The sequence below is a fragment of the Microbacterium ureisolvens genome, from assembly GCF_015278315.1.
GTDB classification, from domain to species: Bacteria; Actinomycetota; Actinomycetes; order Actinomycetales; family Microbacteriaceae; genus Microbacterium; species Microbacterium ureisolvens.
In genome coordinates, this window is sequence record NZ_JADIJE010000003.1 from 299065 (window position 1) to 311657 (window position 12593).

The 12593-nt window shown below is 71.4% G+C and carries 13 protein-coding genes; 9 read left to right on the plus strand and 4 right to left on the minus strand.

What is annotated here, in order from left to right:
* Window position 1: 1 nt before the first annotated feature.
* The 3 genes from rplK (at window position 2) to IM767_RS06350 (ending at window position 2446) form a co-directional block, all read left to right on the plus strand.
* Entirely contained in the window at window positions 2-433 is a 432-nt protein-coding gene (rplK, locus tag IM767_RS06340; protein ID WP_109211514.1) for a 50S ribosomal protein L11, read from the plus strand.
* Window positions 434-447: 14 nt separating this feature from the next.
* Window positions 448-1140 carry a 50S ribosomal protein L1 gene (rplA, locus tag IM767_RS06345; RefSeq protein WP_109211513.1) on the plus strand — a complete coding sequence of 231 codons (693 nt, stop codon included), beginning with the start codon at window positions 448-450 and terminating at the stop codon, window positions 1138-1140.
* Between the two features lie 259 nt (window positions 1141-1399).
* Entirely contained in the window at window positions 1400-2446 is a 1047-nt protein-coding gene (locus IM767_RS06350) for an NAD(P)H-dependent flavin oxidoreductase (RefSeq protein ID WP_109211512.1), read from the plus strand.
* 73 nt (window positions 2447-2519) lie between these two features.
* On the opposite strand, the gene IM767_RS06355 is transcribed toward IM767_RS06350, so the two are convergent.
* Window positions 2520-2795: an acylphosphatase gene (locus tag IM767_RS06355; protein ID WP_109211511.1), complete on the minus strand. Its 276-nt coding sequence runs from the start codon at window positions 2793-2795 to the stop codon at window positions 2520-2522.
* A 59-nt stretch (window positions 2796-2854) separates the two neighbouring features.
* On the opposite strand from IM767_RS06355, the gene IM767_RS06360 reads away from it, so the two are divergent.
* Window positions 2855-3208 (plus strand): iron chaperone, encoded by a 354-nt coding sequence (locus IM767_RS06360; RefSeq protein ID WP_109211510.1) that lies wholly within the window; start codon window positions 2855-2857, stop codon window positions 3206-3208.
* 132 nt (window positions 3209-3340) lie between these two features.
* Here the strand turns inward: IM767_RS06360 and IM767_RS06365 are convergent, their stop codons facing one another.
* Window positions 3341-4072 (minus strand): LysE/ArgO family amino acid transporter, encoded by a 732-nt coding sequence (locus IM767_RS06365; RefSeq protein ID WP_239453431.1) that lies wholly within the window; start codon window positions 4070-4072, stop codon window positions 3341-3343.
* A 71-nt stretch (window positions 4073-4143) separates the two neighbouring features.
* On the opposite strand from IM767_RS06365, the gene IM767_RS06370 reads away from it, so the two are divergent.
* Entirely contained in the window at window positions 4144-5037 is an 894-nt protein-coding gene (locus tag IM767_RS06370; RefSeq protein WP_109211508.1) for a LysR family transcriptional regulator ArgP, read from the plus strand.
* Between the two features lie 100 nt (window positions 5038-5137).
* Here the strand turns inward: IM767_RS06370 and IM767_RS06375 are convergent, their stop codons facing one another.
* Together IM767_RS06375 and IM767_RS06380 are read right to left on the minus strand one after the other, a co-directional pair.
* The gene (locus IM767_RS06375; protein ID WP_109211507.1) at window positions 5138-6163 is read right to left on the minus strand and encodes an NADP-dependent oxidoreductase; all 1026 of its coding nucleotides are present in this window, start codon (window positions 6161-6163) and stop codon (window positions 5138-5140) included.
* A 200-nt stretch (window positions 6164-6363) separates the two neighbouring features.
* A complete protein-coding gene (locus IM767_RS06380; protein ID WP_109211506.1) occupies window positions 6364-7557 on the minus strand; it encodes an ROK family transcriptional regulator in 1194 nt (397 codons plus the stop codon).
* Window positions 7558-7671: 114 nt separating this feature from the next.
* On the opposite strand from IM767_RS06380, the gene IM767_RS06385 reads away from it, so the two are divergent.
* From IM767_RS06385 to IM767_RS06400, 4 genes are read left to right on the plus strand one after another with little or no spacing between them, the layout of a single operon-like run.
* Window positions 7672-8778, plus strand: a complete 1107-nt coding sequence (locus IM767_RS06385; RefSeq protein WP_109211505.1) for a Gfo/Idh/MocA family protein — start codon at window positions 7672-7674, stop codon at window positions 8776-8778.
* Window positions 8775-10418, plus strand: coding sequence for a sugar ABC transporter ATP-binding protein (locus IM767_RS06390; RefSeq protein WP_239453430.1), 1644 nt, complete (start codon window positions 8775-8777; stop codon window positions 10416-10418). Before IM767_RS06385 ends, IM767_RS06390 begins: the two co-directional genes overlap by 4 nt.
* Window positions 10415-11515: an ABC transporter permease gene (locus IM767_RS06395; protein ID WP_109211504.1), complete on the plus strand. Its 1101-nt coding sequence runs from the start codon at window positions 10415-10417 to the stop codon at window positions 11513-11515. Before IM767_RS06390 ends, IM767_RS06395 begins: the two co-directional genes overlap by 4 nt.
* Window positions 11512-12591: an ABC transporter permease gene (locus tag IM767_RS06400; protein ID WP_109211503.1), complete on the plus strand. Its 1080-nt coding sequence runs from the start codon at window positions 11512-11514 to the stop codon at window positions 12589-12591. The genes IM767_RS06395 and IM767_RS06400 overlap by 4 nt, the downstream gene beginning before the upstream one ends.
* The last annotated feature ends 2 nt before the right edge of the window (window positions 12592-12593 follow it).

The following is a 12593-nucleotide window of genomic DNA, read 5'->3' on the forward strand; positions in this document are numbered from 1 at the left end:
AATGGCACCGAAGAAGAAGGTGACCGGCCTGATCAAGCTTCAGATCAACGCCGGTGCAGCCAACCCGGCGCCGCCGATCGGCCCCGCGCTCGGTCAGCATGGCGTCAACATCATGGAGTTCTGCAAGGCGTACAACGCCGCGACCGAGTCGCAGCGCGGCAACGTCATCCCCGTGGAGATCACCGTCTACGAGGACCGCAGCTTCACGTTCATCCTGAAGACCCCGCCGGCCGCCGAGCTCATCAAGAAGGCCGCCGGACTGCAGAAGGGCTCCGCGACGCCGCACACGACCAAGGTGGGCAAGCTCACCAAGGACCAGGTGCGCCAGATCGCCGAGACCAAGCAGGCCGACCTGAACGCGAACGACATCGAGGCCGCCTCGAAGATCATCGCCGGCACCGCCCGTTCCATGGGCATCACGGTCGAGGACTGAGGGGGAGAGTAACCATGGCTACCAAGTCCAAGGCCTTCCAGGCCGCTGCCGCCAAGATCGAGGCGGACAAGTTCTACACTCCCACCGAGGCCGTCGCCCTGGCGAAGGAGACCGGTTCGGCCAAGTTCGACTCGACCGTCGAGGTCGCGCTCAAGCTCTCGGTCGACCCGCGCAAGGCGGACCAGATGGTGCGTGGCACCGTCATCCTCCCGCACGGCACCGGCAAGACCGCCCGCGTCATCGTGTTCGCGACGGGTCCGGCCGCTGAGGCCGCGATCGCCGCTGGTGCGGACGAGGTCGGCGGCGCCGAGCTCATCGAGAAGGTCGCCGGCGGCTGGACCGCGTTCGACGCGGCCGTCGCCACGCCCGAGCTCATGGGCCAGGTCGGTCGCCTGGGCAAGGTGCTCGGCCCCCGCGGCCTCATGCCCAACCCGAAGACCGGCACCGTGACCCCCAACCCGGCCAAGGCCGTGGAGGAGATCAAGGGCGGCAAGATCGAGTTCCGCGTCGACAAGCACGCCAACGTGCACTTCGTCGTCGGCAAGGCCTCGTTCTCGGCCGAGCAGCTCGACGAGAACCTCAAGGCCGCGCTCGAGGAGATCGTGCGCCTGAAGCCGTCGAGCTCGAAGGGCCGTTACATCCAGAAGGGCGCCGTGTCGACCACGTTCGGCCCCGGCATCCCACTGGACGTCAACACGCTCGTCTGACGCGCTTCGACAAGCTCAGCGACCATCACCGGTCGCACGAGGGCCCCACCTGTCCGGGTGGGGCCCTCGTCGTCTCGGCGGCAGTCCGGGGTACGGCGGGTGCCGAGCACGACGTCGGAACTTCCGGGCGACACGCCGGGTGAGGGATGCCGCGGAGCGGCGTGTCGCGGTTCGCATCCGATTCTGTGCACCGACGGGCGTGGCGTGCCGGGTGGGCGGCGCCCGGCGCGGACGCATCGCGGGGAGTAGCGTCGGACGCATGGCCGCCACGCTCCAGGAACTGTTCGGAATCGACGCGCCGATCGTGCTCGGCCCCTTCGGCGGACTCTCGTCGGTCGAGCTCACCGCCGCGGTGAGCGAAGCCGGCGGCCTCGGCTCGTACGGGCTGTACGGCTACTCGGCCGACCGCATCAGCGACACGATCGCGGCCCTGCACTCCGCTACGCGGCGCCCGTTCGCCGTCAACCTGTGGCTGCCGACGGGCGACGAGGTCGCTCCGGGCGACGTCGACCTCGCACCGGCGATCGAGGCGGTGGCGCCGCTCTTCGACGAGCTCGGGCTCGCGCACCCCACGCCTCCGATCGAGTTCCTCCCCGATTTGGACTCCCAGCTGACGGCGGTGATGGATGCCGCGCCCGCGGCGTTGAGCGTCGTCTTCGGCGTGCCGTCGGAGCACGTGATCGCTGCGGCGCAGAGTCGCGGCATCCGGGTCATCGGCACTGCGACCACCGTCGCCGAGGCCGTCGCGCTGGACCGCGCGGGCGTGGACGCGATCGTGGCCACCGGCGCGGAGGCGGGCGGCCATCGGGTGTCGTTCCTCCGGCCTGCGGAGCAGTCGCTCGTCGGCACCTTCGCACTGGTTCCTCAGGTCGTCGACGCGGTGGACGTGCCGGTGATCGCGGCCGGCGGCATCGCCGACCGGCGCGGCGTCGCGGCCGCCTTCGCGCTGGGCGCCTCGGGTGTGCAGGTGGGCTCCGCGTTCCTCCGCACGCGTCAGTCCGCCGCGACAGCCGCGCACCGCTCGGCGATCGCAGACGCCTCCGACACCGCCACCGTGCTCACCCGGGCGATGAGCGGGCGGCTGGCGCGCGGCATCCCGAATCGCGCCATGCGCGAGATCGAGACGACGGGGATCATCGCGCCGTTCCCCGCCCAGAACTGGCTGACCGGGCAGTTCCGCGCAGAGGCCGGCCGCCGCGGCGACGGCGATCTCGTGTCGCTGTGGGCGGGTCAGGCGGCAGGGCTCGCCACGAGCGACGACGCGGCCGAGGTCTTCGCAGAGCTCGTGGCAGGTGTGCCCGCCTGACCCGACCTCTCCGTCCGACCGTGCTCGGATCCGTCGGGCGTGGGAGGCCTGACGGAGGCCACGGGCGCCCGCATCACTGGCTGGGCAGCACCTCGAACCCTCGCTCGCCGGTGGGTTCGGCATCCGTCACCGTCGCATCCGCCACCTGCGAGCCCGGCGGTCCGTCGGCCATCCAGGCGAGCATCTCGTCGACCTGGGCGTCGGTGCCCTCGACCTCTGCTTCCACCGAGCCGTCACGGCGGTTGCGGACCCAGCCGGCGACGCCGGCCTCGCGCGCCACCATGCGCATCGTGTAGCGGTACCCGACGCCCTGCACCTCGCCCCGGACGGTCACGTGCACGCGTCTCATGCCTCCATCGTGCACCGGCGGGACTGTCGAGGGCGAGCGCCGGATGCCAGGATGCCTGCATGGGAACCGTCGACGAACTCCTGGCCGGACTCGATGACGCCGACCGTCCCTCGGTCGAGCGCATCTACGCGATCGCCCGGGAGGAGGCCCCCGACGCCGAGCAGGGGCTCGGATACGGGATGCCGGCGCTCGTGTACCGCGGCAAGCCTCTGGTGTCGGTGATGCGGGCGAAGAAGCACATCGGCGTCTACCCCTTCAGTCCGGCGGCGGTGTCGGCGGTGGCGGGCGCCCTCGACGGGCACCCGGGCATCGGCCTCGACAAGGGCACGATCCGGTATCAGCCGGAGAACCCGCTGCCCGACGACGTCGTGCGCGCGCTCGTGGTGGCCCGCAAGGAGCAGATCGAGGGCTGAATCGTCCAGGTCGCGCCGCGGTCGCTCGGTGTCGGCGTGAAGGTCCCGGGCAGAATCGCCTCCGCGCGGCGGTAGAACGCTGCCGCAGCCCGATCCGGCCCGAGGCTCTCACACCTCGCGGCTCGCCCGGATTCAATGAGGGAGCACCAGCGAGACGCCGAGAGCGACCATGACGACCGCGATCACGCCGTCGAGGATGCGCCACGCGCGCGGAGTCGACAGCCAGCGGCTGAGGAAGCGGGCGCCGAAAGCCAGCCCGAAGAACCAGATCACGCTGGCCGCCATCGCGCCGGCGCCGAACAGCCAGCGCTGCGCGCCGTGGGTGTTGGCGACCGTGCCGAGGAGGAACACGGTGTCGAGGTAGACGTGGGGATTGAGCCAGGTGAGGGCGAGGCACGTCAGGATGACGGGCAGGAGGCGCGTGCGCGTCGCGGGCACCGTGGCGGTGCGGACGTCGCTGCGCACCCCGGCGGCCGCAACGACGGGCGATTCGAAGGGGCCGACGGCGTGATCGCCGTCCGCGTCGGCTGTCTCGCGGGTCGTGGCGCTGCTCTCGGCGCCGCCGCCCAGCACCTGGCCGGAGGGCTTCAGTGCCCGCCGCGCGGCGAGCGCACCGTAGGTCACGAGGAAAAGGGCGCCCGCCCATCGGACGACGTCGACCAGCCACGGCACGGCCTGCAGCACGAATCCGACGCCCGAGACGCCGAGCGCGATGAGCGCCGCGTCGGAGAGCGCGCAGATGGTCGCGACCGCGAACACGTGCTCCCGCCGCAGGCCCTGACGGAGGACGAAGAGGTTCTGCGCGCCGATGGCGATGATGAGCGAGAAGCCGAGGCCGAGACCGGCAAGGACGGGGGTGAGCACCCTTCGACGGTAGGTGCGGTCACCTCGGTAGTCCAGCTCATGGATCTTCAGTACCATTAGCTCCACTGAAGATGCGTATTCCGTTCGAGTTGGCCGAGACTCTCGCCGTCGTCGTCGACGAAGGCACGCTGGATGCTGCTGCTCGACGGCTCCACGTCACGCCGTCGGCGGTCAGCCAGCGCATCAAAGCGCTCGAGGAGCAGCTCGGAAGGCTCGTGCTCGTTCGTTCGAAGCCGGTGCGCGCGACCGAGGCCGGGATGTCGGTGATCCGCCTCGCCCGCCAGACCGCGCTCCTCGAGCACGATGCGCTCGCCGAGCTCGGCGCCGACAGCGACGACACGGCGCTCACGAGCGTTCCCCTCGCCGTGAACGCCGACTCCCTGGCCACCTGGTTCCTCGAGCCCCTCGCGCGGCTGGCCGAGCGGCATCCGGTCGTCTTCGACCTCCACCGCGACGATCAGGACTTCACCGCCGGACTCCTGGAGTCCGGCACCGTGATGGGCGCGGTGACCTCGCGCGCGGCGCCGGTCGCCGGCTGCCGTTCGTCGGTGCTGGGCGCCATGCGCTACGAGGCCGTGGCGACACCGGCCTTCGCCGAGCGCTGGCTCGCGGGGGAGCGCGAGGCCGCGCTCGCTCAGGCACCGCTGGTGGACTTCGACCGCCGCGACGACCTGCAGAACGAGTGGCTCGCGCAGCAGGGGGTCGACCCGGCGCGCCCGCCTCGGCACTACGTGCCGGCGTCGAACGACTTCGCCACCTCCGTGCGCCTCGGCCTCGGCTGGGCGATGCTGCCGCGTTTCCAGTCCGAGCAGGCGCTCGAGCGCGGCGAGCTGGTGCTCCTCGGCGGGCGGCCGGTCGATGTCGTGCTGCACTGGCAGCAGTGGAACCTGCGGTCGCCGCTGCTCGACGCCATCGCCGACGCCATCGTGGCGGAGGGGCGCCGCGTGCTCGCGCCCGTGCGCTGACGCCCGCGCGATCACAGACGCGCCGCCCCCGCGAACCGCGTGAGTGGGGCCGCGCACCGCGAAACCCCCGCCCCGCCGCGCCCGGATGCCGTGAGCCGGGTCAGCCGTCGCTGACGCGCAGCACGACCTTTCCGCGCGTGTGGCCGGTCTCGATCGCGCGATGGGCATCGGCTGCCTCGGCCAGGTCGAACACCTGCTCGATGTACACCTGCACGGATCCCGAGTCGAGCAGCCGGGCGATGGTGGCGAGCGCTCCGCCGTCGGGGATCACCTTGTACGAGGTCGCCCGGACTCCGGCATCCGCTGCGGCCTCGGCGTAGCCCGGCCACGATCCGGTCGGCACGATGACGTAGAGGCCGCCCGGGCGCAGCACCTCGAGCGACCGCGTGCCGGTGTCGGCCCGGACGTTGCCGACCAGGTCGATCACGGCATCCATCTCGCCCACGACCTCTTCGAACCGCGTGGTCGTGTAGTCGATCACGACCGACGCCCCGAGCTCGCGCAGCCACGACGAGTTGCGCCCCGACGCCGTGACCGTGACGTGCGCGCCGAAGTACGCGGCGAACTGCACCGCGAAGTGGCCCACCCCGCCGCTGCCGGCGTGGATGAGGATGCGCTGACCCTCGTGCGCGTGCGCGGTCTCGACGACGAGGCCCCACGCCGTCAGGGCCGCCAGCGGCACACCCGCCGCCTCGACGTGCGAGAGCGAAGCGGGCTTGCGGGCGACCGACAGCGACGGCGCCACGACGTATTCGGCGTACGAGCCGGAGGTGCGCGGGAACGACGCCATGCCGAACACCTCGGTGCCCGCCGGGAACGGGTGGGCCTCGTACGGGGTCTTCACGACGACGCCGCTGAAGTCGAAGCCCAGCGTCGCGGGGTAGGTCTCGATCGCACCCGAGACGCCGGCGCCGCTGCGTGTCTTCGCGTCGATCGGGTTGACGCCGGCGGCGACGACGCGCACCAGCACCTCGCTGAGCACGGGGGAGGGAACGGAGACGGATGCCGCGCGCAGCGCGTCCGGATCGCCCGGTGCATCGACGACCATCGCCCGCATCTCGGCGGGCGGCTCTTCGACGGGCACCAGGGCCGATTCGGCGGTCGATCGCAGCGGTCGGATCCTCATCGCACTCTCCTTCCGCGGGCGTGCCGTCCTCGGCACAGGACTGAACCCCGTGAAGACAGTCAACCGTGCATTCGTCTCGACCGTGTTACGCCGGTGCTACCGTCGCCGACCTCTGCGCCGCGGCCGTCTCGGCGACGTCGACGCTCAGGGTGAGGCATCCGCGCCCGCTCGGCTGACCGCGCGGGCCAACGGCGAGGGGGTCAGGCGCGCGCGGCGCGCTGCTCGACCGCGGCGGGCGACAGCACCTGCTGCGTCACCATGATGGCGGCGCCCAGCACGCCGGCGGTCTCGTCAGCCTGGGACTGCACGATGCCGAGGTGCTGGGTGGCCAGCGGGATCGAGCGCCGGTAGACGACTTCGCGGACGCCCGCCAGCAGGTGCTCGCCGGCGCGGGCGACGCTGCCGCCGATCACGATCACCGACGGGTTCAGCATGTTGACGACGGTCGCGAGCACCTCGCCCACCTCGCGGCCAGCCTGGCGTGTCGCGGCGATGGCGGCCGGGTGTCCTGCCCGCACGAGCGCGACCAGGTCGGAGCTCCCGGCGGCCTCGATGCCCTGCGCCCGCAGGTCGGCGGCGATGGCCGTGCCGCTCGCGATGGCCTCGAGGTCGCGCTGATCGCCGGGCGGCCGGGGGGAGTCACGGCTGTACGGCACCTGGACGTGGCCCATGTCACCCGCAGAGCCCTGTGCGCCGCGCTGCAGCGCGCCGCCGGAGATGATGCCCGCGCCGATACCGGTGGACACCTTGACGAAGATGAGGTCGGCGACGCCCGGCCAGCTGAGCGCCTGCTCGCCCAGGGCGAGGATGTTCACGTCGTTGTCGACCAGCACCGGCACGTCGAAGGTGCGCTGGACGTAGTGCGGGACGTCGAAGCGGTCCCACCCGGGCATGATCGGCGGGTTGGTGGGGCGACCGGTCGAATGCTCGACGGGACCGGGGACGCCGATCCCGATGCCCACCACCTGCGACGGCGTGATCCCCTGACGCTCGAGCAGGCTCGCACCCTCGGCGATCACCGAGTCGAGTACGGGCTCGGGGCCGTCGGCGATGTCGAGCGGGTGGGTGTTGGAAGTGAGGATGTTGGCGGCGAGGTCGGCGACCGCCACCGTCGCGTGGGTCGCGCCGAGGTCGACGGCGATGATCACGCCCGCCAGCGGGTTGAAGGCGACACGGGCAGGGGGCCTCCCGCCGGTCGATACCGCCTCGCCGGCCGGGCGCACCAGGCCGGCGGCGAGGAGGGCGTCGACGCGGCTCGACACCGTCGAGCGGGCGAGGCCGGTGAGGGTCGCGAGCTCGGCCTTGGTGCGCGCGCGGCCGTCGCGGAGGATCTGGAAGATCTCGCCCGCTCCGTTGCTGCCCGCTGCTCCGCTGCCGCGCACTGCGTCGACCATGGCGACAGTAAAGCACAGGCCTTCTGCAGCTCGGCAGGGCTACTTAAGATCACGACACGATCACTTTTGACGATGCACTAGCAAAAGTCGTCGGCCGCGTGCCATGATCGCCGCATGACTACGGAAGTCATCGACATCGTCGTCGGGACTGTTCGCACGGGCCTTGTGGGGGGCGGCTTCATGGGCCGCGTCCACGCCGCTGCGGCCCGCCGCACGGGAGCACGTCTCACCGCCGTGGCCTCTTCGAGCCGCGATCGCGCCGAGGCTGTGGCGCGCGACCTCGGGGCGGCACGCGCCGAGGACGACGCCGACGGCGTGTTCGCGGCATCCGATATCGATGTCGTGCACATCTGCACGCCCAACGCGACCCACGCATCCTTGGCGGCGGCCGCGCTCGCGGCCGGCAAGCACGTCGTGTGCGAGAAGCCGCTGGCCACCTCTGCCGCCGACGCGCGGGAGCTGGTCCGCGCAGCAGAAGAGACCGGCGCGGTCGCGGCCGTCCCGTTCGTCTACCGCTACCACCCGATGGTGCGCGAGGCCCGCGCTCGCATCGCCGACGGGCGCCTGGGCGCGCTGCTCACCCTCGACGCCGCGTACCTGCAGGACTGGATGCTGCGACGGCAGGACGACGACTGGCGGGCGGATGCCGCAGCCGGCGGTCCGTCGCGCGCGTTCGCCGACATCGGCTCGCACCTGTGCGACCTGATCGAGTTCGTCAGCGGCGAGCGGATCGTGCGCCTGACGGCCCGCACGCGGCGCGTGTTCGACGAGCGCGCGGGCAGGGCGGTCTCGAACGAGGACCTGGCCGCGCTCCTCGTCGAGACGGAGTCGGGAGCGCTGGGCACGCTGCTCGTGTCGCAGATGGCCCCGGGTCGCAAGAACGCGCTCGTCCTCGAGCTGCACGGCACGCGTCGCAGCATCCGCTTCGACCAGGAGCGCCCCGAGGAGCTGTGGATCGGAGCCCGCAAGGGCTCGCGCCTGGTGCTGCGCGACCCGGCCACGGCCGGCGCCGATTCGGCACGACTCCAGAGCGTCCCCGCGGGGCATCCCATGGGATACCAGGACGCGTTCGACAACTTCGTGGCCGACGTCTACGCCGCCATCGGCGGCGCAGAGCCCGACGGGCTACCCACCTTCGCCGACGGCCTGCGTGCGGCGGTCCTCACCGAGGCCGTGCTCGAGTCCTCACTCACCCGGAACTGGATCGAGGTGCCGGCATGACCGACACGATGCTCGCCGACACCCCGGTGCCTCCCACCGGCTCCGACGTCGTGCTGCGTGCACGCGGCATATCGAAGTCGTTCTTCGGCGTGCGCGTGCTCTCCGACATCGACCTCGACGTGCGCCGCGGCGAGGTGCACGGCCTGGTCGGCGAGAACGGCGCGGGAAAATCCACGCTGATGAAGATCCTCGCCGGCGTCCACCACGCCGACAGCGGCTCCGTCGAGTTCGAGGGGCAGACCGTGGCGTGGGGTCATCCTCGTCAGGCGATGGACGCCGGACTCGTGACCGTCTTCCAGGAGTTCAACCTGCTGCCCGAGCGCACGGTCGCGCAGAACGTGTTCCTCGGTCGCGAGCCGCGCAAGGCCGGGTTCATCGACAAGAAGGGCATGGAGCGACGCACCCGCGACCTGCTCGAAGGGCTCGGCGTCGCGTTCATCGATCCCGGCGCCCGCGTCGGCTCGCTCACCGTCGCCGAGCAGCAGATCGTCGAGATCGTCAAGGCGCTCTCGTTCGACGCCCGCGTCATCTCCATGGACGAGCCCACCGCCGCCCTCAGCGACCACGAGGTCGAGCTGCTCTACGCGATCATCCGCAAGCTCACCGCCCGCGGCGTCGCCGTCATCTACGTCTCGCACCGGCTGAAGGAGATCTTCGACCTCTGCGACCGCATCACGATCCTGAAGGACGGCGCGCTGGTGTCGACGGATGCCGCGACCGCCCTCACCGATGCCGAGCTGGTCCGTCGCATGGTGGGCCGGCCCCTGCAGTCGTACTTCCCGGGCCCGGTCGAGGGCACGGCGCTGGGCGAACCGCGCCTGCAGCTCGACGGCTGCGGCAACGAATTCGTGGACGGGATCTCGCTGACGCTCCGCGCGGGCGAGATCGTCGGGCTGGCGGGCCTTCAGGGCTCGGGCCGCACGGAGCTCGTCGAGGGGATCTTCGGCGTCCACGGCTTCTCACGCGGGACGATGATCATCGACGGCCGCTCGGTCGCCTTCTCCAGTCCGCGGGCGGCGGTGAAGGCAGGGCTCGCCCTGGTGACCGAGGACCGCAAGGCGCAGGGGCTGGCGCTCGGCCAGTCGGTGCTCGACAACGCGCTGCTGGTGGTCCGCAGCGTGTTCGCCGGCCGCACCGGGGCCTCGCGCCGGAACGTGCCCGGCATCCTGAGCTCGCTCGAGGTGTCGTCGCGGGGCGTCGACCAGGAGGTGCGCTTCCTCTCGGGAGGCAACCAGCAGAAGGTCGTGCTGGCGAAGTGGCTCGTGACCGATCCGCAGATCGTGCTGTTCGACGAGCCGACCCGAGGCATCGACGTCGGCGCGAAGGTCGCGGTGTACCAGCTCATGCGGCAGCTGGCCGCCGACGGCAAGGCCGTGCTCATGGTCTCCAGCGAACTGCCGGAGGTCATCGGCATGAGCGACCGCATCCTCGTCATGCGCGACGGCGAACTCGCCGCGGAGCTTCCGGCCGGGTCGGCCGAGCACGAGGTGCTCGCCGCCGCCACCGGCTCGGGCGCCGACGCCCCCGGTTCGGGCGCCGCCGCCAACGGCTCGGGCGCCGTCGGCCCAGCCGTCCCCGGCGACGCCGGCGCCGCCGACATCCCCGATCCGCGCCTCTACGACGACGGGAGCAGGCCGTGAAGCGCCTCCGCATCGACTCCACGGTGATCGTGCTCGGCATCCTGATCCTCGTCATCGCGGTGGGAGCCATCCTCGTCGCGACAGTGGGGCGGAACTTCTTCAGCCCGGGCAACATCCGCGACATCCTCACGGGCATGAGCGTGCTCGGTCTCGTCGCCATCGGTCAGACCCTCGTGATCCTCGGGGCGTCGCTCGACCTCTCGGTGACGTACGTGATGAGCCTCGCGAGCCTCATCGCCGCCACCACCATGAACGGCAACGCCGCGAACATCCCGTGGGCGGTCACCCTGACCCTGCTCGTGTGCGCCGCGATCGGACTCGCGAACGGCCTCATCGTGACGGTGCTCAAAGTCAACGGGTTCATCGCGACGCTCGGCGTGGGCCTCATCCTGCAGGGCGTGCTGAACACCAACTTCCAGGGCAGCGCCGGGTCGGTGCCGTGGGCGTTCCAGCTCATCGGGGCGACCGGCGTCGGACCCATCCCCGTCTCGACGATCATCATGATCGCCCTGGCGGTGCTGGTGTGGTTCCTGCTCGACCGCACGCGCACCGGCGCGCACCTCTTCGCCGTCGGCGGCGATCCCGAGGTCGCCCGGCTCTCGGGCGTCCGGACGCGGCCCCCGCTGATCGCCGCGCACGTGCTGTGCTCGGTGTTCGCGGGCCTCGCCGGTCTGCTGCTCGCGAGCCGTCTCGGTGTCGGCAGTCCCACGGTGGGTCAGCAGGGAGGCTACGCGCTGCTTTCGATCGCGGCCGTCGTGCTCGGCGGCACGCTGCTGCTGGGTGGCCGCGGCTCGGTGTGGGGCACGATCGGCGGTGTCGCGATCTTCGCCGTCGTCGACAACGTGATGAGCGTCATGCAGGTCAACCCGTTCCTCAAGGACGTCGTGCGCGGCGTCGTGATCGTCGCCGCGGTCGCCGTGTACAGCCGCCGCGCGATCGTCCGCCGCCGCACACGGTTCGGTCCCGGCGGCACCAGGACAGGCGGGGATGCCGAAGCCGAGGCCGCCGCACCCGCGATGGCCGCGGCATCCCACGCCCTCGAGGCGGAGGCCGATGCGGCCGAAGGCGGCGCCGCGACGCAGGGAGGTGCGCGATGAGGTTCCTCAAGACCCTCGTAAGCCCGCGGGGCGCGGTGTTCCTGCTGCTGGTGATCCTGCTGATCGCCATCATGGTGCTGAACCCGAACTTCGCCGACCCCGGGCAGATCATGCGCTACATCCAGCGCGTGGCCCCCGTCGCGATCGTCGCGATCGGGCAGTACTTCGTGATCATCGCGGGAGAGTTCGACCTGTCTCAGGGATCCCTCATCACCGCGCAGGTGATCGTCGCCGGCAACCTCGTCGGTCAGGACGACTCCCGCACCGTGCCGGTGCTGTGCCTCATGATCGTGCTCGGCCTGTTCATCGGCCTGGTGAACGGCCTGCTCACCACGCTGTTGAAGGTGCCGTCGTTCATCGTCACCCTGGGCATGATGCTCGCCCTGCTCGGCCTGGTGCTCTGGTGGACGGGAGGCGCGGCCACGGGCAACCCCGCCGACAGCTTCCGCCAGATCGGGCGCGGCGGCATCCGCGACATCCCCGTGATCGAGTTCCTGCCGTGGTCGGTCCTCATCCTCGCCGTCTGGCTCGCCCTCGGCATCTGGGTCACCAAGCGGCCGCTCGGAAAGCTCCTCATCGCCATCGGCGACAACGCGCGGGCCACACGGTACTCGGGCGCCCGGGACTGGTGGGTGACGACGCAGGCGTTCATGATCTCGTCGCTGTCGGCCACCGTCTCGGCGGTGCTGCTCGTCGGCTACGCCGGCGTGCACCCCTCGGTCGGACGCGGCTACGAGTTCGTGGCGATCACCGCCGTCGTGCTCGGCGGGGTCGTGCTCGGCGGCGGCCGGGGCTGGATCGTCGCCGCCGTCGCCGGAGCGTTCGTCCTCGAGGCCCTCTTCCTGCTGCTGAACATCGCCGGAGTTCCGTCGTCGCTGCGCGACGCGGTGCAGGGCGTCATCATCATCGCCGCCGTCGCGTACTCGGGTCTGGTCTTCCGGTCCCGTCGTCGCGGCGGGGCGCCACCGACCTCTCCCTCCCTGGGGAAGGAACCCGACGCGCCCGACGGCGCCGAGGAGTCGTCCGCAACACCGGCCCTCGCAGGCGAGGGCGCCGCACAGAACGACAGGAGCTAGCA